General features: G+C 42.1%; 23 protein-coding genes. 13 read left to right on the top strand and 10 right to left on the bottom strand.

Features of this window, described 5'->3' with window-relative positions; all coding sequences use genetic code 11:
- Window positions 1–7 precede the first annotated feature (7 nt).
- The 6 genes from INP83_RS05790 to INP83_RS05765 form a co-directional block, all read right to left on the bottom strand.
- A complete protein-coding gene (locus tag INP83_RS05790; RefSeq protein ID WP_219126660.1) occupies window positions 8–853 on the bottom strand; it encodes a hypothetical protein in 846 nt (281 codons plus the stop codon).
- Window positions 854–862: 9 nt separating this feature from the next.
- Window positions 863–2167: an acetylxylan esterase gene (locus INP83_RS05785; protein ID WP_219126659.1), complete on the bottom strand. Its 1305-nt coding sequence runs from the start codon at window positions 2165–2167 to the stop codon at window positions 863–865.
- Between the two features lie 14 nt (window positions 2168–2181).
- Entirely contained in the window at window positions 2182–3420 is a 1239-nt protein-coding gene (locus INP83_RS05780; RefSeq protein ID WP_219126658.1) for an acyltransferase, read from the bottom strand.
- A gap of 202 nt (window positions 3421–3622) precedes the next feature.
- A complete protein-coding gene (locus INP83_RS05775) occupies window positions 3623–4573 on the bottom strand; it encodes a TIGR01212 family radical SAM protein (RefSeq protein WP_255563262.1) in 951 nt (316 codons plus the stop codon).
- A 136-nt stretch (window positions 4574–4709) separates the two neighbouring features.
- Entirely contained in the window at window positions 4710–6212 is a 1503-nt protein-coding gene (locus INP83_RS05770) for a SusD/RagB family nutrient-binding outer membrane lipoprotein (RefSeq protein WP_219126657.1), read from the bottom strand.
- Window positions 6213–6225: 13 nt separating this feature from the next.
- Complete coding sequence (locus INP83_RS05765) at window positions 6226–9420, bottom strand: SusC/RagA family TonB-linked outer membrane protein (RefSeq protein ID WP_219126656.1); 3195 nt, start codon at window positions 9418–9420, stop codon at window positions 6226–6228.
- Window positions 9421–10072: 652 nt separating this feature from the next.
- Between INP83_RS05765 and INP83_RS05760 the strand changes: the two genes are divergently transcribed.
- From INP83_RS05760 to INP83_RS05750, 3 genes are all read left to right on the top strand, one after another.
- Window positions 10073–13996 carry a methylmalonyl-CoA mutase family protein gene (locus INP83_RS05760; protein ID WP_219126655.1) on the top strand — a complete coding sequence of 1308 codons (3924 nt, stop codon included), beginning with the start codon at window positions 10073–10075 and terminating at the stop codon, window positions 13994–13996.
- Between the two features lie 442 nt (window positions 13997–14438).
- Entirely contained in the window at window positions 14439–14708 is a 270-nt protein-coding gene (locus tag INP83_RS05755) for a hypothetical protein (protein ID WP_146269101.1), read from the top strand.
- Between the two features lie 130 nt (window positions 14709–14838).
- Entirely contained in the window at window positions 14839–15351 is a 513-nt protein-coding gene (locus INP83_RS05750) for a thioredoxin family protein (RefSeq protein WP_219126654.1), read from the top strand.
- Window positions 15352–15556: 205 nt separating this feature from the next.
- Here the strand turns inward: INP83_RS05750 and pyk are convergent, their stop codons facing one another.
- Window positions 15557–16993 carry a pyruvate kinase gene (gene pyk / locus INP83_RS05745; RefSeq protein WP_146269103.1) on the bottom strand — a complete coding sequence of 479 codons (1437 nt, stop codon included), beginning with the start codon at window positions 16991–16993 and terminating at the stop codon, window positions 15557–15559.
- Window positions 16994–17057: 64 nt separating this feature from the next.
- A complete protein-coding gene (locus tag INP83_RS05740) occupies window positions 17058–17477 on the bottom strand; it encodes an IPExxxVDY family protein (protein WP_219126653.1) in 420 nt (139 codons plus the stop codon).
- 390 nt (window positions 17478–17867) lie between these two features.
- Here INP83_RS05740 and INP83_RS05735 point away from each other — a divergent pair, with 390 nt between their 5' ends.
- The 3 genes from INP83_RS05735 to rnc are packed head-to-tail and all read left to right on the top strand — an operon-like array spanning window position 17868 to window position 20120.
- Entirely contained in the window at window positions 17868–18107 is a 240-nt protein-coding gene (locus INP83_RS05735) for an acyl carrier protein (RefSeq protein ID WP_067058906.1), read from the top strand.
- A 24-nt stretch (window positions 18108–18131) separates the two neighbouring features.
- Window positions 18132–19385, top strand: coding sequence for a beta-ketoacyl-ACP synthase II (gene fabF, locus INP83_RS05730; RefSeq protein ID WP_146269105.1), 1254 nt, complete (start codon window positions 18132–18134; stop codon window positions 19383–19385).
- A gap of 9 nt (window positions 19386–19394) precedes the next feature.
- The gene (gene rnc / locus INP83_RS05725; RefSeq protein ID WP_146269106.1) at window positions 19395–20120 is read left to right on the top strand and encodes a ribonuclease III; all 726 of its coding nucleotides are present in this window, start codon (window positions 19395–19397) and stop codon (window positions 20118–20120) included.
- A 39-nt stretch (window positions 20121–20159) separates the two neighbouring features.
- Here rnc and INP83_RS05720 read toward each other — a convergent pair whose 3' ends face one another.
- Together INP83_RS05720 and INP83_RS05715 are read right to left on the bottom strand one after the other, a co-directional pair.
- Window positions 20160–20519 carry a four helix bundle protein gene (locus INP83_RS05720; protein WP_219126652.1) on the bottom strand — a complete coding sequence of 120 codons (360 nt, stop codon included), beginning with the start codon at window positions 20517–20519 and terminating at the stop codon, window positions 20160–20162.
- A gap of 42 nt (window positions 20520–20561) precedes the next feature.
- The gene (locus INP83_RS05715; RefSeq protein ID WP_219126651.1) at window positions 20562–21284 is read right to left on the bottom strand and encodes a hypothetical protein; all 723 of its coding nucleotides are present in this window, start codon (window positions 21282–21284) and stop codon (window positions 20562–20564) included.
- Between the two features lie 200 nt (window positions 21285–21484).
- Between INP83_RS05715 and INP83_RS05710 the strand changes: the two genes are divergently transcribed.
- The 7 genes from INP83_RS05710 (at window position 21485) to INP83_RS05680 (ending at window position 25217) form a co-directional block, all read left to right on the top strand.
- A complete protein-coding gene (locus INP83_RS05710) occupies window positions 21485–22360 on the top strand; it encodes a YicC/YloC family endoribonuclease (RefSeq protein WP_255563261.1) in 876 nt (291 codons plus the stop codon).
- Between the two features lie 93 nt (window positions 22361–22453).
- Window positions 22454–23023, top strand: coding sequence for a guanylate kinase (gmk, locus tag INP83_RS05705; protein ID WP_219126650.1), 570 nt, complete (start codon window positions 22454–22456; stop codon window positions 23021–23023).
- A gap of 39 nt (window positions 23024–23062) precedes the next feature.
- Window positions 23063–23431, top strand: a complete 369-nt coding sequence (locus INP83_RS05700) for a four helix bundle protein (RefSeq protein WP_219126649.1) — start codon at window positions 23063–23065, stop codon at window positions 23429–23431.
- A 48-nt stretch (window positions 23432–23479) separates the two neighbouring features.
- On the top strand, window positions 23480–24052 hold the full coding sequence (gene nadD / locus INP83_RS05695) for a nicotinate (nicotinamide) nucleotide adenylyltransferase (protein ID WP_146269111.1): 573 nt from the start codon (window positions 23480–23482) through the stop codon (window positions 24050–24052).
- Window positions 24053–24118: 66 nt separating this feature from the next.
- Window positions 24119–24256 (top strand): hypothetical protein, encoded by a 138-nt coding sequence (locus INP83_RS05690; protein ID WP_219126648.1) that lies wholly within the window; start codon window positions 24119–24121, stop codon window positions 24254–24256.
- Window positions 24250–24561 (top strand): type II toxin-antitoxin system RelE/ParE family toxin, encoded by a 312-nt coding sequence (locus INP83_RS05685; protein ID WP_219126647.1) that lies wholly within the window; start codon window positions 24250–24252, stop codon window positions 24559–24561. The genes INP83_RS05690 and INP83_RS05685 overlap by 7 nt, the downstream gene beginning before the upstream one ends.
- A gap of 56 nt (window positions 24562–24617) precedes the next feature.
- The gene (locus INP83_RS05680) at window positions 24618–25217 is read left to right on the top strand and encodes a tRNA-(ms[2]io[6]A)-hydroxylase (protein WP_255563260.1); all 600 of its coding nucleotides are present in this window, start codon (window positions 24618–24620) and stop codon (window positions 25215–25217) included.
- Window positions 25218–25263 lie beyond the last annotated feature (46 nt).

The following is a 25263-nucleotide window of genomic DNA, read 5'->3' as shown; positions in this document are numbered from 1 at the left end:
TTAAATATTATCTGAAAGGCTTAACTAAAACAGAGAACGATGCCGTGGTGCCATAGCCGGTATTACGGCCGTTTATGAAATGCCCCCCAGTTGCAAAAAACGACAGGCGTTTGTTTGCCGTGTAACCATAAGTAAGTGTTGCCTGGTTAAATGCAAAGTTTTTATTTACAGCCAATATGGGCGAAAACCTGGTAAAGTTACTTGATGAGTAAAAGCCACCCAATGATACCGAGAGCTGGTGATGGAAACGCCTATCCAGCGTTAAACCAAAGGTACCGGTGTAGCGGTCCTGGGTTGGGCCATCAGGACCAAAATACTGGCGTACGCCATTCTCCAATGTAAAATAATAGTTCTTCCCTAAAACTTTACCGCTACCTGCAAAGGCAAGTTTAATTTCAGCGCCCTGTTCGCGGTAACCCAGCGTAAGATCATTGTACAATGGTGTAATGTACGTACCCTGCACAGTAAAATAATAGATGTAATTGATGTTGGCCACATAATAACGCAGGCCTATTTCCAGGTCGGTTAAACCAGTACTGGTTGTTTTCGAGTTGATATCTTCATACGTGTTGCGCACATAAGGCAGCAAAGCCACTGCGGTTAAGCGCCTGCTTATGCCATACTCCGCGTAAAGCGAAAAACCTATTGATGAGAACTGCCCATTATTAGCAAAAGGCGTTCTGCGGCGTAACGAATCCCAACCGCTGTTTGCATAAAAATAGCTAACAGATGGCGACAGCAATAACCGCTTTGGCCTTACCGGGAAACCACCCGCAAAACTGCTGGTGTTAGCCAGCAACATAAAGCTTGCTGCTAATAAAAATATCTTAAAGTGAGTTTTAGGTACTGTCATGTCGTAAGCTTAAAATAGTGCAAAATGGTCGCGCATCCAACGCCCTTCAAGGTCTTTATATGATTGTGATATCTCGTGCCCCAGGTCTTTAAATACCATCATCCTTTTCTTCCCGGGTATTACGTTGTAAGTGGCATACTCGTTATAAGGCGGTGCGTAAGGGTCTAATAAACCTATACCCATTATGGAGGGGCAAGTTATATTTTCTGCAAAGTTTTTACCGTCATAGTAGTTAAGGTTGCTCATCACCTTATCCAGGGTTAACCCTGGTTGAGTGCGTATGTATTTCTTAATATCGCTGATAGGCCAGGTAACTTCACCGTCCAGATTATTTACATCACAAAGTATAGGGTTTTGGGCAGAGCACAGGTTAACCCTTTTATCAAGCGATGCCGTAGCAAGCGCCAAATAACCACCCATACTACCGCCTGATACCAGGATATTATCGTGCTTTAAATTTGGCTGCGCGTAGATAAAATCAATGGCGCGTAAACAATCCATTATAACGCCGCGCATAACGTATTTATCCCTGTCTTCTATCCGGTAAAATATAAATTCATCGCGGCGGGTGTCTATCTGGCCGCGACTGTTGCCCTGCCCTCTTACGTTTAATGTAATAATGGCCAGGTCTTCATCCAATCCCGTTATGGGCATCAGGTTAACCTGGTAGCCCGGCAAACCCAACAGTACCGAAAATTTACGATTTGGGTTGGGATTATTCGGCACTGTCATCCATCCCTTTATCAGGTAATTATCCAGCGAGCGCATTTCTATCAGGAACACCTTACGGTTATCTGTATTCATTTTAGGCATTGGCGTTACCTTAAAATTAGGTTTAACCGCGGCCAGCTCTGCTTTGGCTTTATTCCAAAAAGAATCAAAGTCTGCAGGTTTTTGATATTTAGAGCGTATCTCTTCTGGACGGATACCAAAAACCCTGCGGGTAGTATCGTCATACTCAGATACGTTAACCATAAAGTTAACCTTATAGAAACCTGTTGGCAGCGATGGCAGTTCGAAACTGTATTTCCCCGAGCTTTTCTTGCCGAGATTTACCTTCTGCGATGCTGTTTTGATGTCCTTACCATGCTGGGTTATAATGTAGGAAACCGTACCTGTTTGCGGGTTATTGGTAGGATTTTTCACCTCGAAGGTATAGCTGGCATGATCACCAAAAATGGCGTTCTTGTTACCTGCGGTAAGCACAGTCGAAATTCCTTCTTCCTCATCATCCTGTGCAAGGGCATGGTTTATGCCCGCAAGGGTGAAGATGCAAAGCAACATGAAAAATATCTTATTTGATCTGATTAACATAGTATAAATAAAACTTAAGCTTTAATGGCCTCCGATCTGTTCTCAGGGTTACGTGCTTTATTTTTGATCAAAAAATCCGACTGTCGGATATAATGATTCAGCGGTTCCTCAACCAGTTTAAACAACAGTATAGAGACGGCGTTTAATACAATGAAGCCGTAAAGCACATTCAGGTTATCATACTGGAAGGGCGAGTTCCAGTCTTTACCCCACTTATCGTAGAGTTCAAAAATATCGTCGTTCCATTTATTCAGATAATTGTGGAACAGATCATACATCCAACCCAGGTGTATAAGGTAAAAAATGTAAGAGCTTTTGCCCAGCAACTCAACAAATTTAAAGCTGAGTATCGTTTTAAGCACGGTGGTCTCGGTAAGTAAACCATAGAAAAACACGGCAATGGATGTAGCTAAAAGATAGTTGTTGGTAACAATACCAAACGGATGGTGCAAACCTGCCACCTCGCCTTTCGGGATTGGCAGGATAGACATGATCCATACGCAAACAAATATGGCCAGAAAGCCGCCATAAGTAAACCAGGTTTTAGCATGCCCGTCAATTTTATCCTGCCTGCGTTTTACAATCAATGCAAGCTGAATCCCTGCAAAAAACTCGAAGCACCGACCCAGGAAAGTATATAAGAACATAAACGTAAAGTTGCCGAAGAAACCATACCAGTTAACATTCCTGAATATCATTACCAGCCCAACACCAAACAGTGTAACCACAGCCCACTGCAGCCAGAATTTGTTGTATTTTTTTGCAAAGTAGAATATAAATGGTGCCGAAAAATAGAAACATTCCTCAACAGTAAGGCTCCAGCCTTGCGCTATGCCCGTAAATTTAAGCTGATCAAAAAATCCGCGAACAAAAGTGATGTTCATAAAGAACAAACCCACCGGACTGCCAAAGCCGTTAACCGTTTTTGGATCGCGGGTAAAATAGTAAGATATGAAAGCGCCTGCCGTAAGCAGGAAATACATTGGATAAATACGCGCTACACGGTTCTTTAAATATTGCTTGAACCAATCACCGGTTAGTTTAAAATTATCAAAATACCTGAACGCAATTAAAAACCCTGACAAAACAAAGAAGATGGTTACCCCGATATGGAATTCATTAAGAAAACGTTGCACGCCCTGGGGAAATTTTTCATCAAACGCGTACGCGTAATGTGATATAAACACCAGGTACGCTGCTAATGCACGTACGCCTGTTAAAGCCGGGATGTAATTTTGTAAAGGTTTTTGCACCAAAACAGTATTTGAATTTAATTTTTACGGTAAATTGTTCCTAATAGTTATACAAAGGAAGTACCAACTGCTATTTTCTTGTGGGTATCAAATACTGAATTAAGGATTTTATGGGCTAATTGTTTAAAACCACTTTAGAGAAATACGGAATAACAATGACAGCGTTTTATGTTTAAACGCATCTGCGCAGTTGTGCAACTATCTACAAAGCGCTGCCTTGCACTACTCCACGCTCGAGTATGCGCTGATCTATCCGGTACTGTATCTCGCTCTTTTTTAAACCCCAATTGGGTGCTATCAACAATTCGCGATCACTGAGGCCGAACAGGCGCTGTATCACAATATCCGGGCGAACCAATGGTAACAGGTCGCAAAGGAAATCGGCGTACTCATCAAGGCTGAAAAGTTTAAATGGTTCGCGTTTATATTTAACACCCATTACGCTGCCTTCCACTATATGTAAGTGGTGAAACTTTACAAACTTGATCTGTTGGTGGCGATTGATCTCATCGGCGTATGCCAGCATCATGTCTTTTGTCTCTCCCGGCAAGCCGAAAATGGTATGCACACAAATATCTAAAGGACTGTTCTCTAACAGTTTTAAGGCTTTCAGCAATTCATCATGGCTGCAACCGCGGTTTATCTGGGCAAGCGTATCGTCATAAATACTTTCCATCCCCATCTCCAGGTCAACATCAAAACGATCGGTGTAGCTCTCTAATAAAGCCACTTTTTCAAAGTCGATACAATCCGGGCGGGTACCTACACTTAAACCAACAATATCTTCGGTACCATAGCTAAGTGCCTCATCGTACATCATCTTTAAATAATGCGCAGGCGCATAAGTGTTGGTGTTAGGCTGAAAGTAGATAATGAACTTATCGGCTTTATTGCCTTTGCGGGCGCGTTCCATGCCTTCCATTACCTGCTGCCTTACGGTAGTGGCATTACGGCTTACAGATGGTGTGAACGAATCTACATTGCAATAAGTACAACCTCCATAACCTTTGCTGCCATCGCGGTTGGGGCAGGTAAAACCGCCATCAACAATTACCTTAAACACGCGTTTGCCCTTATACTTCTCGCGAAGCCACGGCCCGTAATTATTGTAACCTTTCTCCCACTGTACACCTGCCTGGTTTGATAACATCATGATAGCCGCAAAGATACGGTTTTTGTTTTGGCGGTAAAGGCTTGATGACTTTGGTAGAAAAGATGACTTTTAAATACAAAAAGGGTGGCAAGCTTCCGCTGTGCCACCCTTTTATAGATCAGGTTTATATGATCGGTTATTTATCCCACCATACGTGTGTGCTCAAAGCATCCGGACCTTGCCTTGCAATTACTTCGTTGTAATTTGCTTTGTTTAGGTCGTTTTCTGATTGAGGATACTGTTGTCTGCGTGGTATGTGTTTATCAGCACTTACTGCAGTTGGAACAGGGTCAAGCAACCTTGGGAAACCGGTACGACGGTACTCAGACCATGACTCCCAGCCGTCACCAAGATAGTTAGCTAACCATTTTTGCGTAACGATTTGTTCAACTGCGTTTGCCGCGTTGAAAACAACACCCGGTTTTGCAAGATAAGCGGTGATAGATGCAGCATCTACGCCATTTTGCTCTAAGGATGCTGTTATACCTTGAGTGTAGTAAGTAGCAGCTTGTCCATCGCCGCCAGGTATCCAACCCAAATGAGCTGCTTCAGCCTCGGCAAAAAGTGTTTGCGCATAGCTTGTCCAGGTAGTTGGGCTGTTTTGGCTTGAGTAAGCAAGGCCTATTTGTGAAATATTACCTGCTTTAATAGTAGATCCGCTCCTGTTACCGATGCTAAAGTTGTTTAAGTCATCACCTTGCGTAGCATAAGGCAAGCCTATGTAGTCGCCTGTGTTTGCTTTTTCTGCAAAAACAGGTAAACGAGGGTCACTGTTAGCTTTCATCGTATTTACAGTTTGACTGCTAACTGCGTAGTCATACCTTGTTCTGTAATTACCAAAGTATGGGTTCTCGTTATTTTGCTCAGATAGGTACTGGTAAGTTGCGTTATCGTCATTTGAGGTCATTACGCCATCAGCAACAGCTTTCTTAAATTCTGCTGAACCAGTTGCCGGGTCAACTTTACTTAAGCGCAATGCCATAACGGCGCGCAGCGAGTTTGCCCAGTGTTTCCATTTAGTGTTATCACCACCAAAAAGTACGTCGCCGGTAAGCGGTGCACCATCATCAAATTGAGCCTGCGCCTCTGTAAGCTCTTTGAAAAGATCTGTATAGATATCTTTCTGAGCATCAAACTTAGGCGTTAAATTAACATTACCCTGCAAAGCCTGAGAGTAAGGGATATCGCCCCAACGGTCAGTCATGGTAAGGAATATGAACGCTTTAAGAATGCGTGCGGATGCTATTTGGTTAGCATTTGACCCAAATCTGATTGTGGTAGCCAGGTTTTTGGTTTTATCATTGGTGTTAAAATCAATTACCTGCTTAAGATCGGTAAGCGGGCCGGTGTAATATCCCTGGTAATCATATTGCGCAAGTGCAAACCTTGATTCATTGGTATAGTACGTTTCAGAAATATATTGCGAATATAACTCACCGGCGTAGCTGTTGATGTTAGTTGTAGCACCACCACCACCTGTACCACCTATATATTGTAACGCACTGGTAAGTGCATAACCGGTAGATAGATTTGCAGGTTGGTTAGGGCTGATGTTTATATCGTCGGTTATTTTCTTGCATGATGTTAAAACAGCACCTGCAACAAATACAACCATAACTTTATTTAAAAACTTTTTCATATATGTCTATTTCTTAAAAGTTTAAATTAAGGTTGAAACCAATGGTACGTGTTGCCGGTAACTGGCCACCTTCATAAAAAGATGTTTGCAGTTGCGACGGATCAATACCCTTAACTCTCGCTTTAGTATAGATCAACCATGGGTTTTGAGCCACGATGGAGAACCTTGCTGATTGTAGTGGGAAACGGCCAAACCAGCGTTTTGGCAAATTGTAACCCACGCTTACTTCCCTTAATTTAATGTAGGTAGCATCATAAGTGTATTGCTCCCAAATCTGGCTGTAAACCTGTTCATTTAAGGTACGGGTATCAACGTAAGTGGTGTTAGGGGTGCCATCTTCATGCACACCTTTAACCAATGTACCGCCACCTGCTGCAGGGTCGTTACGACGAGGAACACCGTTCTCGTTGTTACCAATGGTTGACATGGCAAGACCTGAACCGGCAAGATTTTGTTGGGTTACAGATACGAATTTGCCACCATATTGATAATCGAGAGAGAAGCCAACGTTAACACCTTTGATATTGATGTTGTTGGTAAAACCACCTGTAAATTTAGGTAGGATACTGCCCAGGTTTACGTTGTCATTACGCTCAGGGTAACCATCTGCATCAACAACAATGTTGCCTGATTTATCTCTCTGGAAACCAGAACCAATAAGCTGACCGTAAGGCTGGCCTACCACACTGTTTACAGAGAAGCTTGGCGAACCTACGAAACCGAAGCCTGTTGAGCCTGCTGCCTGATAACCTGATAGTGTAGCACCGCCAGCACCTTCAGGTGAATTGCGTAGCGTATTAAAACCAGGATACAATTGAACAACTTTATTGCGGTTAAACGCAATGTTAAAGTTAAGATCATAAGTAACATCACTTGTTTTAACCGGCGTACCACCTAATGAGATCTCGATACCCTGGTTAACAATCGAACCAGCGTTGATAGTAATAGCAGAGTAACCGGTGTTACCGTTAACAGGCAGGTTAAGTATCTGATCTTTAGTGTTACGGTGATAGTAGTTGAAGTCTAAACGGATACGATCGCCTCTTAAGAAGTGTAACTCAGTACCTAATTCGTAAGAAGTTGATAACGTAGGCCTCAGGTTACCATTAGGCAAAGTATTAGGCACAAATTGTACCGGGCTGCTACCGTAAGGAACGCTGCTTAGCGTATAGGTTTGATAAATCTGATAAGGATCAAGATCGGATCCCAATTTAGCTACCGAAGCTCGGATCTTACCAAAAGAAAGTACATCATTCTTAGGAATTAAACCAGACTCAGTAAACACGAATGAACCGGAAGCACCACCATACCAATAAGAGTTATGATCTGTTGGCAAAGCAGAAGAAACGTCATTCCTTACGTTCAAATCTAAGTACAAGAACTGTTTGTAACCGAATGAAGTATAACCGTAAGCACTGTTAACTACTTTGTTACTATGTAGTGACGTGGTGCTTGGGCGGTCTAAAGAGTTACCTACAGTATATAATTCCGGTACAGACAAACCACCGTTGGTGCCAGAAAACAAATACTTGGTAACATCTTGTCTCGATTCGGCATAAGCACCTGCCCGGAAAGAAAGATCTTTGCCAAACATGTGGTCATACTCTAACGATGCCACGTAATCGTATTCTTTGTACTGGTAAGTGTTCTCGCTGTATGAATCAGGATTAAGCGTGTAAGAACCTACCCTGTTATTAGCATCACGGTTTAAATAGTCACCACGTGCTATAACAGAAAGTTTCAGATCTTTTCTGAAGTTGTAAGCAGCGGTAACGTTACCATATAAGCGGTTGCTGTTAGCTTCTGATGTGTTAACATAAGCCTCTGTGTACGGGTTATCCCAATATTTAGGCGTCAGATCAGTTGGGCCGGTAATGTTCCAGGTGGTATAAGTACCATCCGCCCTGCGGTAGTTTTTCAACTTATCCATTTCAAGGTCGCGGTGAAACCACTGGTTAAATGAACCCGCAGTTTGTGTACCGTAACCTTCGGTAGGTACATTCTTCAAATTTTCCTGGAATACGTTGATGTTTGCGCTAACTGTTAATTTATCAGTAAGTTTTACATCGCCGTTAAAGCTAAGGTTATTACGCCTTTGCTTAGTGTTAGGGCTAACACCTGTACGGTTTAAGTTTGTGTACGAGATACGGGTGTTGTAATCATCACCTGCTTTCGCAAAAGCTACGTTGTTGTTAGTGGTAACACCGGTTTGATAGAAATCGCGGATGTTATTTGGCTGCGCAACAAATGGTTTTAGCTTACCAAAGTCAGGATTTGACGGATCCCAGAAATACCATGGCGCATAAGGCGTACCATCCATTTTTGGGCCCCAGCTCTCATCAACAGAATAGTTGTAGTATTTGATACCATTAAAACCTTTCAGATAATCAGGATCACCTGCTTTGTAGTTATAAACATTCCAGGTTTGGCTGGTACCACCACCATATTCGTTTTGGTATTGTGGTAAGGTGTAAACACGCTCAAGTGTGGTTGTTTGGTTTACGGTAACACCGATACCTTTTTTTGAACCTCTCTTAAGTGTAATAACAACTGCACCTTCAGATGCACGTTGGCCATATAATGCGGTAGCTGCAGGGCCTTTTAGTACAGTAAGTGTTTCAACGTCATCATTGTTGATTGCGTTTGGATCAGTAATAACGCCATTAACAACGTAGATTGGATTACCGCCCTGTAATGAGTTGATACCCCTGATACGAATGGTTGATGCACCAAATTTAGCACCTGAACCACCAAGTATCTGCACACCAGAAACCTTACCGGCTAATGATGTATTGAAATCCTGCTGGCGCGTCATGGTAAGGTTTTCACCTTTAATTTGCTGTGCAGCGTAACCAACAGATTTTTCTGAACGTGAGATGCCAAGGGCCGTAACAATTACTTCGCCAAGTTGCTGGCTACTTTCTGCAAGGGCAACATTAACAGTTGAGCGGCCACCTACGGCTACTTCTTGTGGTGCGAAACCCACAAACGAAAAAACAAGCACTGAAGAGCTTGATGGCACACCGATAGAGTACCGGCCATTGGCATCGGTAACAGTACCAGCCTGGCTGCCTTTTACACGCACGCTTACACCGGGCAATATGCCTTTATCGGCGGCGGCAGTAACGGTACCCGTTACTGTGCTGTTTTGCGCTGCCGCAACGGCAACATTAAAAAGAAAAAAAATGAGTAATAATGTTCTATTCATACTTTTCACTCCTATTCATAAACGATTTTAGTTTGAGCACTTTAACAAAAAAAACAACCTTCTACGCCTCAAGAAGGTTGCTTAACTAATTAACTGATCTTATAAAGAACAACAAGCGTGAAATATCTATTGAGCACGCGCAATTATGCATGAAAAAAAGTCTTAACAACTTGGTTTAAGCCAATAGTAAATTAGGAGGGGTATGGGTATTGGTCGTTAAGGTTCAGGTTATTGCAAACGCATGACGACGAGTTTAAAATCCCATCGATCACGAACATCAACATCGCAAATCTATTAATTTTTGATTAAGGGGTATCACCAAAAATTAAAAATTGATTAGAACAGGTGCCGCCTAAAACAATGCCAGCACGGCGAAAAGGTTAAATCTCTACCCTTTTACACTATAAACCAACGAGTTGTATTGGTCAAATTTTCGATTAAACAATCGGTTTATTACCCAAAGGTAACATCAATTTTACATATCTGACATTTTTTTTCGTTAAAATTTCTATTGTGTTAACAGGACACCTTCATCATTAACAATCAGGAAAAATTAAACTATTGTGCCAATAGATGTAGGTGAGCGTAGCGTATTTGCTATGCCTGATTAAAAAATCCTATTTTTGCTTACTCCCAATTATAATAGCCTGTAATGGAAAGTATTGCCCCGTATCAATCTAAAAATAAGATCCGCCTGGTTACTGCAGCCTCATTATTTGATGGCCATGATGCTACCATAAATATCATGAGGCGTATCCTGCAAAGTACAGGTGCGGAAGTGATACACCTGGGGCATAATAGAAGTGTTGACGAGATAGTTAATTGCGCCATACAAGAGGATGTACAAGGCATTGCCATCACCAGCTACCAGGGCGGGCATGTTGAATATTTTGAATATATGTATGACCTTTTGCGGGAACGCGGAGCGGGACATATCAAGATTTTTGGTGGTGGTGGCGGCGTTTTCCTGCCAAAAGAAATAGACGAATTACAGGCCTATGGCATTTGTAAGATCTATTCGCCGGATGATGGCCGCCGGATGGGTTTACAAGGCATGATCAACCATATGATGCAGGAGTGCGATTTCTCTTTAGCAGAGCGAGAGATCGGTGAGGGTGCGGATCAGATCAAACAAATTGCACGGCTCATATCCGCCGCTGAAAAAGGCAACTACACTCCTGTTCCCTCTCCCCGCACTTCGCTCCGGGTCCCTGTACTTGGTATCACCGGAACGGGTGGGTCAGGTAAATCAAGCCTGGTTGATGAAATTGTACGCCGTTATCTGCTGCATACCAATAAAACGCTTGCTATAATTTCTATTGACCCAAGTAAGCGCAAAACCGGTGGGGCCTTACTTGGCGACCGGATAAGGATGAACTCCATCAATAATCCCAGGATATATATGCGTTCGCTGGCTACTCGCCAGGCCAACCTTGCGTTAAGCAAACATGTCCAGGAAGCTATTGACATCTGTAAAGCTGCTGGTTATGATATGGTGATCGTTGAGACCAGTGGAATAGGCCAGTCTGACACCATGATCACCGATTATTGCGACTTGTCGCTCTACGTAATGACCCCTGAATTTGGCGCTGCAACACAGTTAGAGAAAATTGACATGCTTGATTTTGCCGACCTGGTTGCGCTTAATAAATTCGATAAACGTGGTGCCTTAGATGCCATACGCGATGTGCGCAAGCAATACCGCCGCAACCATATGCTTTTTGAGGCCAAAGACGAAGATATACCGGTTTACGGCACCATGGCATCGCAGTTTAATGACCCTGGCATGAACATGCTGTTTGCTGCGCTTGCGGCCAAACTGAGAGACAAAACCGGTGTAGATATTTTTGAAGGTAAAGAGCAACCTTTAAACAATCAGGATGGAGAATCTGAAAAGATCTACATCATTCCGCCGGATAGGATACGCTACCTGGCGGAGATAGCTGAAAGCAGCGCATCTTATACTAATTGGGTGAACGAACAACGCCGCATAGCGCAGCAATTATATAACATAAAAGGGACGATAGAAATTACCGAGGATAAGATTGAAACGAAAGGTTTCAAATCCGAATTGGAAAAGATCTACAGTAATTTGGAAGAACATCTGCATCCTGATTGCAGGCGTCTACTTAAAGAGTGGCCGGAAACCGTTGCCAAATACAAGGCCGATAACTTTATATATAAAGTAAGGGATAAGGAAATAAAACAACCGCTCTATTATACCTCTCTTTCACAACTTAAGGTACCAAAAATAGCGCTGCCCAAATATGAAGCATGGGGCGACATATTGCGCTGGCTATTAACTGAGAATGTTCCCGGCGAATTCCCTTATGCTGCAGGTGTATTCCCTTTAAAACGCGAAGGTGAGGACCCCACGCGTATGTTCGCCGGTGAAGGCGGTCCCGAACGTACAAACAAGCGCTTCCACTACGTTTCACTCGGTCAGCCCGCGCACAGGCTATCAACGGCGTTTGATTCAGTTACGCTTTACGGCGAGGACCCACACGTACGACCGGATATTTACGGAAAAATAGGCAATGCCGGCGTTAGTATCGCCACGCTTGATGACGCAAAGAAACTGTATTCAGGCTTTGACCTTTGCCATGCATCTACTTCGGTCAGCATGACCATCAACGGCCCTGCACCTATGTTGCTCGGCTTTTTCATGAATGCCGCCATAGATCAGCAGTGCGAAAAGTACATCATAGAAAACAACTTGCAGCATTTGGTTGAGGCAAAGTTTAAAGAATTATACGATGATAAAGGGTTGAAGAGACCGGTGTATGGAGTAGGTATTTCAATTCTGAAAAAAAGCCTCTCCCCAACCCTCTCCGAAGGAGAGGGAGTGAAAGACTTTAAACAGAATTTTCAAACTGCCGACCTGAAGTTATGGGATATATTAAAAGCTAATTCTGTTGAGAATCGAAAAAATCCTACCATAGTGGAAGATTTGTTATGGCAACACTTACGGTCAAAACAAACCGGTTTTAAAATTAGGCGTCAACATTCTATCGATGGATACATTGCTGATTTCGTATCACTATCAAAAGGCCTTGTGATAGAAGTTGACGGAGGATATCATCAATTTACAAAAGAACAGGATGAGGTAAGAACTCGGGTTTTAAAAGAGTACGGGTTTGATGTGTTACGCTTCAACAACGATGAAGTGACGTCAGATATAAATTCGGTTGTAAATACAGTTATAGAAAAATTAAAATCGCAACCCGAGAGAAATATCTATTCTAATGAACAAATGAAAGTCTCCCCTATCGGGGGAGATTTAGAGGGGGCTAAAGTTGGAGAGGATTTAGGTGAGGCTTCTACAACGGAAGATTTAGAGGCGACCAATTCCTTAGCATCCACTCTCCCACCCGGCAACTCCGGCCTTGGTTTAATGCTGCTGGGCTTAACCGGCGATCAGGTTTTGCCGGCGGATGTTTATCAAACAATCAAAGCAAAAGCTATATCAACTGTAAGAGGCACCGTACAGGCCGATATTCTGAAGGAAGACCAGGCACAAAACACATGCATTTTTAGTACCGAGTTTGCCCTGCGGATGATGGGCGACATTCAGCAATATTTTATTGATGAAAAAGTAAGAAACTTTTATTCGGTGTCTATCTCAGGCTACCACATTGCTGAAGCCGGTGCTAACCCTATTACTCAACTGGCTTTTACATTGTCCAATGGTTTTACTTATGTTGAGTATTACCTCAGCCGCGGTATGCATATTGATGATTTTGCGCCCAACCTGTCGTTCTTCTTCAGTAACGGTATCGATCCGGAATATTCGGTGATCGGACGTGTAGCAAGACGCATCTGGGCTAAGGCCATCAAGAACAAGTACAAGGGCAACGACCGATCGCAGAAACTTAAATATCATATCCAAACCAGCGGCCGCTCTTTACATGCACAGGAAATAGACTTCAACGATATCCGAACCACCTTGCAGGCGCTCTACGCCATTTATGATAATTGCAATTCGCTGCACACCAATGCCTACGACGAGGCTATCACCACCCCAACCGAAGAATCGGTACGCAGGGCAATGGCTATACAGCTGATCATTAACCGCGAGTTGGGTCTCGCAAAAAATGAGAACCCTATTCAAGGCGCATTCATTATCGAAGAATTGACCGACCTTGTAGAACAAGCTGTACTCACCGAGTTTAAAGCCATCAACGATCGTGGTGGCGTGCTGGGCGCCATGGAAACCATGTACCAGCGCAGCAAGATACAGGAAGAATCTTTGTATTACGAAACCCTGAAACACACAGGCGAATACCCTATTATCGGTGTAAATACTTTCCTTAACAAAAAAGGATCGCCAACTATCATCCCATCAGAAGTTATCCGTGCTACTGAGGATGAGAAGCGGGCGCAGATAGCCAACCTGGAAAGCTTCCATCAACGTAATGCCGACAGAGCAGAAGATCTGTTAAAGCATTTGCAACAGGCCGCTATTGCCGGCAAAAACATTTTTGAGGAGTTGATGGAAGTATGTAAATACTGTTCACTTGGCCAGATAAGCCATGCCCTCTACGAAGTTGGCGGGCAATACAGGCGTAACATGTAAAATAGGTGTTTGAGTAAGACTATCACCACACGCAGAGCCTTATGCCGGCCCAAAATATACGCGTGTTGGAAGGCGGCTCACTGTGGTTTAATTTACCCCAAGTTGTGGAAATACCTTACCGCGAAATTGTAAACGCAGCCTATCCCAAATGTTTTTCAAATCTCGCTTAAAAATCAAAAAACTTAACTATACAACTGCAGTCTCTAACAAACTTTAACCAAAGTATAATTTTTTTACCCTTGTTTACAGCTATTTACAGCAACCAACAACGCTGCAACAGCAACCCAGGCCGTATAGATTACAATAAAGTGTCACTAAAACGGGTTAAATACCAACGCAGCTGACGGTGCAAAACAACGCTTTTGTTACAATTGAAAATTACAACTGCTAAAAACAGGCACGGTGATTGCCTCACATCTATTGTACATATATATTATACGTTATGGAAAATCTGTTATCGAATTTATTACACCTCTTTGTGGTTTTTATGATGGTTGTGTTTGTGGTGGGTGGTATATTAGCGCTTACAGGTACATTTGACCACTGGACCGAGCGTTACCGTTTAAAACAACGCCGCCGCAGATTGATGAGAAATAACGAAAAACATAATTCTGTTAATACCAATGTTAACCATAGAAAGGGTAAACCGGTTGCAGAGATGAAAGGGCAAAACATGCCAAATACTTTAAGAATGCAACGTTACGCGCACTAAGTATAACCTATAAAATTTCTCGAGCCCCTCAAGTAATACCTTGAGGGGCTTTTTTGTAATAGCATATTTACTTTAAAAGTATATTCACCAACTGCGCATTGCAGTATATTAGCAGAAAGACTACTAACAAATGAAAAAAATTATCCTGATAGCCGCACTTGCGTTTACTGCGGCAAGTGTTAAGGCACAAGACGCTCAAAAGGCAGATGCACCTAAAATTTACAACCCGGCGGCAGATGCTAAAGCTGATATTACATCTGCAATCAAAAAAGCAAATGCTGAGCACAAGAATGTGTTATTGCAAATAGGTGGTAACTGGTGTATATGGTGCTTGCGGTTCAACAACCTGGTTACTACGGATGCAGACCTTAGCAAGTATCTTGCAGACAACTATGTAGTATTACACGTAAACTACAGCCCCGAAAATAAGAATGAAAAGGTGCTGGCAAGTTTAGGATATCCGCAACGCTTTGGGTTCCCGGTATTTGTGGTTTTGGATGGGGAAGGTAATCGCCTCCATACCCAAAACTCCGGTTATCTTGAAGAAGGCAAGGGCCATAGCAAAGCAAAAGTAATGGAGTTTTTGCAAGGATGGTCGCCGGCGGCACTTGATCCTAAAAGCTACGAAGAGAAGGCTAAGTAGAGATTGGAGATTAGTTGGGCTCTGGATATAATTGTCATTCTGAGCGACAGCGAAGAATCTGACCGCGTTCTCTGCACAGTTTAAAGATGCTTAGTTTCTCAGCATATCAGTTTGAGTATAACACAAAAGGGTTAAGCTCATCGCTTAACCCTTTTTCCTTTATATCAAACCTTCGGACTTTCGACCAAAGACTGAAGACTCACAACTATTCAATAACACTAACTTTGATCATGTTGGTTTTACCTTGCTTAACAATTGGCACGGCAGCAGTATTGATAACTACATCACCAGGACGAAGCAATTCTTCTGATTTAAGTATCGCGTTAACATCAGCAATAGTTTGGTCGGTGCTTTCCAGTTTATCATAGTAGAACGCACGTACACCCCAAACCAAACTCAACGAGTTCAATAATTGCCTGTTTGATGTGAAGATATAAGTACCAGCTTTAGGGCGATAGCTTGATATCTCAAAAGCGGTATAACCTGAAGTGGTCATCGATACGATACCTACCGCGTTGGTATGCTCTGCCAAATAAACGGCAGAACCGCAAAGCGCATCGCTTAAATAGTTTGAAGAAGCGGTGTCTTTATTCTCCGCTTTGGCAGCATTGAACGGATAGCCCAATTCTTCAACATTGCGAACGATTTTTGCCATGGTTTCGATAACAATAACCGGGAACTCACCAACTGATGTTTCACCGCTAAGCATTACCGCGTCGGCACCGTCTAATACAGAGTTGGCAACGTCGTTAACCTCCGCACGTGTTGGGCGTGGAGTTGTGATCATAGATTCCAGCATCTGTGTTGCAACAATAACAGGTTTAGATGCGTCACGGCATTTTCTTGCGATCATTTTTTGCAACAACGGTACTTCCTCAAGCGGGCATTCAACACCCAGGTCGCCACGGGCTACCATCACAGCATCAGTAGCGGCAATAATATCATCTATATTGTCAATAGCCTCAGGCTTCTCAACTTTAGCGATAACACGTGCGCCTTTGCCGCTTTCGCGGATGATGCGTTTAAGATCAACAATATCAGCACCGGTACGCACAAACGAAAGGCCTATCCAATCTACATCCTGCTCTAAGGCGAAATGAAGGTTCTCAATATCTTCTGGCGTTAAACTTGGGATAGATACTTTAGTATTTGGAAGGTTAACACCTTTACGTGATGTTAATATACCGCCGTGTACCACTTCACAAACCACTGTATCTTTACGGTTGGTATCAATTACGCGTAATTGCAGTTTACCATCGTCAAGCAAAATGATCTCGTTTGCCTGTACGTCCTGGGGAAAGCTTGGGTAAGTAATGTAGATCTGGTTATCATCACCAATTAATTCGTGGGTAGTGATATTAATGCGGGTACCGTTAACAAGGTGTATACCGCCATCTTTTACAAGGCCTATGCGGATCTTAGGGCCCTGCAGATCGGCAAGAATACCTACGTTGGTTTTATATTCCGCGTTTATCTCGCGAATAATGTCAATTACTTTTTTATGATCTTCGGTTTTACCGTGAGAAAAATTAAGGCGGCAAACGTTTAAACCAGCCCTTATCATTGCCAATAATGTGTCTTTCTTGGCCGACGCAGGGCCCATTGTAGCAACGATCTTGGTACGATTATAATTAAAATTCATATTCTCAGATTAATTCAGGCTATTTGGATGAATGTGTACTAAATACACATTTTTAAAATTTTGGCTAAAATAAAAGATTTTCCCGTGATTTTATTTTTTTTGGGTCAATCTTTACGGCTGCAACAATTTCCGGTATCTTATTAAGGCATGATATGATGTTCTCCAGGTCTTCATCATCAATGTAGTTTTTGATCATTAAAAAATAGTCTGCCTCACGCATTTCGGGCACCAGGTAACCCTCAGTTCCCTTATTACCAATAAAATAGAAATCCGTTTCGGTGTTTTCCCAACTGTAATTATAGAAAGAGAAAAGCATCTCGTTGCCGTAGTTACCACTATCCAGTTTCAGGTCATCAACGCGGGTAAAATTAAAATTCAAACATTTGTTTATATGATAACAAATGCGGTAATCTTTCAGTGATGTAGTGATGGCTATCAATACAAAATCCAGATCTATCTCAAACTTTAATATTTTCCTATTCAACCGGCTTTACTTTATTGATGAGCAAAAGTACAAACACTTAGCTTAACCTAACCATAAAGTTTTGTTTTAACGGCACAGGCATACCAAACGTTATAATAAACGCAGAAGCTATTACCCATTTTGCCTTTAAAATAAGTGTGCTTAAATAAAACTCACCTACACAAAACTGCTTTGCACCTCATTATCACCAATATAGCTTAATTTTGGCTAACTACATTTTTATTTATTACTCTGTACAATTTGATTACTTTTGAGGCATTAGGAACTCAAAACAAACCTTTTACAATAAACAGGTGTTAGCCATTTATTGTATAAGTTTTTGCAATTTGATATTTAACATAATTTATTTTTCTTTGCACTGAATTTATTAATCATTAAATCATAAAGACTATGTCTGATATCGCTTCAAGAGTAAAAGCTATTATCGTGGAAAAACTGGGTGTTGACGAAAGTGAAGTTACACCAGAAGCAAGCTTCACCAACGATCTTGGTGCTGACTCTTTAGACACCGTGGAATTAATCATGGAGTTTGAAAAAGAATTTAACGTGGCTATCCCTGATGATCAGGCTGAAACAATCGGCACTGTTGGCCAGGCTGTTGCTTACTTAGAAAAAAACGTTAAAGCTTAATTTAAAGCTCCTTAAGACTGTTAAATGGAGTTTAAAAGAGTTGTAGTAACCGGGCTTGGAGCGCTTACTCCGATTGGTAATACCGTTGCAGAATATTGGAACGGCCTTATTAATGGGGTAAGCGGCGCTGCCTTTATTAAGAGTTTTGATGTTGAAAAATTCAAAACCAAGTTTGCCTGTGAGGTAAAGAATTTTGATGCCGATGGCTTTCTGGGTCGTAAAGACGCACGTAAGCTTGACCCATTTGTACAATATGCTTTATTTTCAACAGAAGAAGCTGTTAAAGACGCCGGTTTAGATTTTGAAAAACTTGATACCAGCCGCATAGGTGTTATCTGGGGATCGGGCATTGGTGGTTTAAAAACGTTTTTGGATGAGGTTGTTAACTTTGCAAAAGGTGACGGTACGCCAAAGTTCAATCCGTTCTTTATCCCAAAGATGATAGCCGATATTGCACCGGGCCATATCTCCATTAAATATGGTTTACGCGGGCCAAACTTCACAACGGTTTCCGCTTGTGCTTCATCCAACAATTCGCTTATTGATGCTTTCAATTACCTTCGCCTTGGTAAAGCAAACATGTTTATTACCGGCGGGTCTGAAGCTATTATAAACGAAGCCGGTATTGGTGGTTTTAACGCTATGCACGCGCTAAGTACCCGTAACGATGACCCTGCAACTGCATCCCGTCCGTTTGATCTGGATCGTGATGGTTTTGTTGCCGGTGAAGGTGCAGGTACCATTATTTTAGAAGAATTGGAGCACGCGAAAGCTCGCGGTGCTAAAATTTATGCTGAAATGGTTGGCGGCGGCATGAGCGCCGATGCATACCACATGACTGCCCCACACCCTGAAGGACTTGGTGCTTGCTTGGTGATGAAAGCGGCCCTTGAGGATGCCGGTTTAACGCCTGCCGATGTTGATTACGTTAACGTACATGGTACATCAACCCCAATTGGCGACCCGCAAGAAGTTAAAGCAATAACAGATGCGTTTGGTGATCGTATTTATGATATCAACATCAGCTCAACCAAATCAATGACTGGTCACCTTTTAGGTGCTGCCGGTGCCGTTGAAGCAATTGCAGCTATCTTGGCTATCAAAAACGATATTATACCGCCAACCATCAATCACTTTACTGATGATCCGGCGTTTGACCCTAAAATTAACTTTACATTTAACAAGGCGCAAAAACGTGTAGTTAATGTAGCGCAAAGCAATGGCTTCGGTTTTGGTGGCCATAACGCTTCGGTTATATTTAGAAAATACCAGGATTAATCTCATTGGATGCCAATTAGCCGCTTTTATAAGCTATACCTTTCGCCCAATAGAAAATACGTTAAGGTTTTAAAGAATTTGCTCGGCTTTGTGCCGGGCAATTTGTCGTTATACCGGCTGGCTTTTCGCCATAAGTCGGTTGCGCAAAATATACGCAAGGGTGTAAAGAACAGTAACGAACGCCTCGAGTTTCTCGGGGATGCCGTTTTGGGCAGTGTAGTGGCCGAAGTGCTATTTAAACTTTACCCTTACGAGGATGAGGGTTTCCTAACCGAGCTTCGCTCAAAAATTGTTAGCCGCAATAACCTCAATCAGCTTGCGCGCAAATTGGGCTTTGATAAGCTGATAGAATTTGACCCCAAGATATTGGCCAATGGCCGCCAGGGTTCGTTATTAGGTGATGCCTTTGAAGCGCTTGTTGGTGCCGTTTACCTGGATAAAGGTTACGATTTTACCCGCCACTTCCTGGTGAACCACATTATCAAAGCTCACATTGATATCCATACCCTTGAGCAAACCGAAACTAATTTTAAAAGTAAACTGATAGAATGGTGCCAGCGCCATGGCAAGGATATTACCTTTGAGCTAACCACTAACTTGGAAGGCGAAAGTGCCAAACTGTTCACCATACAGGTAAATGTTGACGGTGAAATATTGGGATCTGGCAAAGAGTTCAGTAAGAAAAACGCTGAGAAGCTGGCCGCTGAGAAAGCCTGTGCTGCGTTAGGGATATAGTTTAAGGATTAGAGGCTGGAGATTAGAGATTAGTTAACTTTAAGCCTTGCTATTAAGATAACTAATATAACCGTTTATCATACTTGAGCATTCTTCACAATCAGCCTTCAAGCAATCGAACATTTCTACGCTAATCAAATTATTATCTAACGCTATTATCAGGTGATCAATTGTTTCCGAAGAAGAACCTCTCGCAGTTATTAGAAATTTTGACGCGTAAAGATAGTGAAACCGTCCATGCCCCTCTGCAATGATATTTCCAATGGATCGTGATGAACGAATAATTTGATCTACTAAACGATATTTTTCTTCAACTGGAAATTCTCTCGTAATCTCTGTAATATTATTTCTCAAAAGCCTTGCCTTTTTCCAAACATCGAGATCAGTAAAACTTGCCATATTAAGATAGCTAATTAATCTCTGATCTCCAACCTCTAATCTTCAATACAATTTCTGCAATCTATCCTTACCCCCATTTTTTTGGAAATACTCCCACTGTATCTTGGTGTGCTTTATAAGGTCATAATCGCCCCATTGCTTTAGGTCTTCAAAGCTGGGTCGGTAAAAGTTCATAAACTGAAGCACTTTTGTACTATCTGCTTCTCCGGTCACGCGCATTACAAACGGGCGGTTGTAACGCCGGTCGACCTCACTGGCTTCCAGTTCCTTTTTCTGATATGCAGCAAATCGTTTGGCCCTGCCTGGAGTTTTGCCAAAGAGCTCATATAAGCCGGTTATTGGGTTGGTAAGCATTGTTAACACCGGAGGTTTACCATTGTAGAAGGTGCCTTGCTTGCGGTAATCTTTCATCACCTCGTTAAGTTCCTGCTTTTTGGTTTGCCCAACCACCTTTACTTCCGCGAGTTCCATTGAGGGCTGCATGTACACAACCAAACCTCCGTAAGCCGATGCCGCTTGTTTTTGCGGTGTAAATCCCTTTTTGGTAAATTCCAGTGTGTCGCCGGGCATTGCGCTGATAGAAAAGTTCCCCAGATCATCAGACATTACAAATACGTTGGTTTTAATATTTGTCACAGCCACCGCGTTAAGCCTTTCAGAAGAGATGCGTTTATATATAACACCTTTTATTACGCCGGTTTGGGCCCCCGCCACAACCGATAAACATAACAGGATAATTAAGAATGATAGAAACCTAAGGTGCATATAAATTTAAACGTAGTAAAAGTACAAAATGTACATGGTTGCCAAATGTGAAAAAATGTTAAGGTTTGTGGTTACGATTAGAGATTACTGAATGGAGATCAGTTAATGGTTATATCACGATGATTTGTATTGCCTAATCGCTGATCACCAATCTCTGATCTCTATTACCCCAATTTCCCCTAAAATCTTTATCTTTGCACATGATAAAGTCCATGACCGGGTATGGTATTGCCACTTTCGATGCCGGCAATGTTAAATATACCGTCGAGCTTAAATCGCTGAACAGCAAATTCCTGGAGCTGTCTTTACGCTTGCCCAAAATGTTTTCTGAAAAAGAGTTTCAACTGCGAAACGAATGCAGCAAGCAGATAGAACGTGGTAAGGTAAACCTGAGCATTAATGTAGAACAAACCGGTGCCAATGTAAAAGCTGCAGGGATTGACCGCGACCTTTTAATGCACTACTACAACCAGCTTAAAAGCGTTAGCGAAGAAGTTGGAGAGCCGTCAGCAAACCTATTTCAACTGGCTCTTGGTTTACCTGAAGTGGTTAAGTACGATGAGGACACCGTTAACGATGATGAATGGAAACAGGTTGAAAAGACCTTTCAGCAAGCCTTGGCCGCTTTCCAGAAATTCAGAAGAGACGAGGGTAATGTGCTGGAGAATGATATTAAGCAGCGTATAGCTATAATCCTGAATAACCTTGCCGCTGTTGAAGTAGCGGAGCCTAAACGCATACCGGTTATCCGCGAAAGGTTGAACCAGTTTCTAACTGAAGCTGTTGGTTCTGAAAACGTAGATAAAAACCGCTTTGAACAGGAGCTGATCTACTACATAGACAAGCTGGATATAACCGAAGAAAAAATAAGGCTTAAAAGCCATTGCGACTATTTCCTTGAAACACTTAAGGCTGCCGACGCCAATGGTAAGAAGCTTGGCTTTATTTCGCAGGAGATCGGTCGTGAGATAAATACCCTTGGCTCAAAAGCAAACGATGCCGACATCCAAAAACTGGTTGTAGGCATGAAAGAAGAGCTGGAGAAAATTAAAGAACAATTATTGAATGTACTATAAATGGTTTTAAGGTTAAATGTTATAAGGTTGAAACGTTAAGATAATCAAGCTTATAACATTCAAACATTGTAACCTTTTAACTTTCCAACAATAATGAAAGAAGGAAAACTCATTATATTTTCGGCCCCGTCGGGCGCAGGTAAAACAACTATAGTGCACCACCTGCTGGGCAAAATACCCGAATTGGAGTTTTCTATTTCGGCTACCACACGCGCCCCGCGCGGCGATGAAAAAGACGGCTCTGATTACTACTTTATCAGCAAAGAAGAATTTTTGCATCGCATTGCTAAAAAACTATTTGTTGAGTTTGAGGAAGTTTACAGCGGTACTTTTTACGGAACCTTACGTACGGAGATAGAGCGAATATGGTCTACAGGTAAAACGGTAATATTTGATATTGACGTAGAGGGCGGCATGCACCTTAAGCGCAAATATGCCGACCAGGCGCTGGCTATATTTGTACAGCCGCCATCTTTAGAGGTGTTGATAGAACGCTTAACCGGCCGCGGGACTGATAGCCCCGAAAAGCTGCAGGAACGTTTTGCAAAAGCAGAAAAGGAGCTAAATTACGCACCTCAGTTTGATATTATCCTTAAAAATTACGATCTTCAGACAGCTTGTAAAGAAGCTGAGGAATTGGTAACTAAGTTTATCGGGGGATAGTTTGCAGTTCTAAGTTGGCAGTTTGCAAATTATTTATCGATGGGCACTTATAAAGACCTTCTCCTTTATCAAAAGAGTTTCGAGCTGGCAATGGAAATTTTTGCAATGACTAAGCGATTTCCAAAAGAAGAAACGTACTCATTAACTGATCAGATTAGACGTTCATCAAGGTCGGTTAATATTTGTATGATAGAAGCTTACAGAAAGCGCCGTTATCCCAATCATTTTATCAGCAAGCTAACAGATGCAGATATGGAAAATAGCGAAACACAAGGCTGGTTAGAATTTTCACTTGCCTGCAATTACATTTCAGAACAAGAGTTTACCCGTGTAAATAATCAATCAATTGAAGTTGGTAAACTGCTTCACTTCATGATTAATAATCCGGAAAAATTCGGCGCTTTATGAACCAATTTAGGTTTTTACTGCAAACTGCTCACTGAAAACTGCAAACTTATGAAGATTGGTTTACTATTCGGTTCATTTAATCCTATCCACATCGGGCATTTGATAATTGCCAACTACATGGCTAACCATACCGCTTTGGATAAGGTTTGGTTAGTAGTATCGCCGCAAAACCCTTTAAAAAAATACGGAGACCTCATCAATACTTATGATCGTTTAGAGATGGCTAAGCTGGCTACCGAGAATGCCTCAAATATTTCGGTAAGCGATGTGGAGTTGAAGCTGCCGCAGCCGTCTTATACCATTGATACACTTGCCCATCTCAAAGAAAAATATCCTGAACACGAATTTGCGCTGATCATGGGTTCTGACAACCTGGTTACCTTGCACAAGTGGAAGAATTATAACCTCATTCTGCGCGATTACCAGATATTTGTTTACCCACGCCCCGGGTATGAAAATGCTGAGTTTGCATCTCATCCATCAGTAACCATCACCATGACACCGTTGATGGAACTCTCAGCGACATTTATCCGAAAATCCATCAAAGAAAAAAAGAACATACAGTTTTTCGTGCCCGATCCTGTTCTTAAGTTTATAGAGAGCAAAAGTTTGTATAAGTAATTTTGTACTTTTATAAAAAGGAGTAACGATGCTTACCAAAAAAAAGTTAAAGAGTTAGTGGATCACATGCCGGATACCTTTTCAGTCGATGATTTAGTAGAAAGGGTGATTATTTTACAAAAAATAGAAACTGGTCAAAGAGAAATAGCTGAAGGTAAAGGTATCGACTGGGAAGACTTGAAACGCGAAATGGATTCATGGTAAAAATTATCATATCTCCTTCTGCACGTACCGTTCTTAAAGACATTGTAGCTTATATCAAACGAGATTCTGTGTATTACGCTAATTTGGACAAAGCGAAGATAATTGATGCCATAAACAAAATACCAAATCAAATTCTTGCTGGCAGGATGGTTCCGGAATTAGGTAATGAGCACATACGAGAAGTGATCTTCAGGAATTACAGAATTATTGATGAGATCATTTCTGATAAGCAATTAAACATTCTCTCCATACATCATCATTCTCGAAGTTTTCAAAATAATAATGCATTTTCATCTGAGGATTAGTAACGTTTATCCGTAGTCTTTTCACCTTTCCGCTCATAACCTCTATCTTTGCTCCTGTGAACGAGAAAACCATTTTGAAGCTGCAATTACCTACTGATCCGTTGTGGGTGAAAAATGTTGTGGAAAGTAACATTGAAGAATTGCTGACCGATCATGCTTTTTGTGAACAAAAAGCTGCCAGCAATGCCATCACACTTATTGTACAAAATCCTAACCTTAGTGACCTGGTACAGGAGATGTGCGACTTGGTGCAGGAAGAGATGGAACATTTCAAACGCGTTCACCAGATCATTATTCAACGCGGCTATACCTTGGGGCGGGAACGAAAGGATGACTACGTTAATGAGTTGCGCAAATTTATGATTGTTGGCGGTGGCCGCGAGGCACAATTGATAGACCGCCTTTTGCTATCTGCCATGATCGAGGCGCGTAGCTGCGAACGCTTCAAAGTTCTTTCAGAAAACATTGAAGATAAAGAACTATCCGATTTCTACTATGAACTGATGGCGAGTGAAGCTACCCACTATGCCACCTTTATCCGCCTGGCTAAAAAGTATGCTGTTGATGTTGATGTAGATAAACGCTGGACAGCATTTTTGGCTTTTGAAGCCCAGGTTATCCAAAACTACGGCAAGGCCGAAACCATACACGGATAATTCGTCCACACATACTGCCCGCTTACCGATACTTTATTTATTTTTA

The sequence above is a fragment of the Mucilaginibacter sp. 21P genome, assembly GCF_019331605.1.
Lineage (GTDB): Bacteria > Bacteroidota > Bacteroidia > Sphingobacteriales > Sphingobacteriaceae > Mucilaginibacter > Mucilaginibacter achroorhodeus.
Note: the sequence above shows the minus strand (reverse complement) of the source record. Positions and strands in the feature narration are given on the sequence as shown.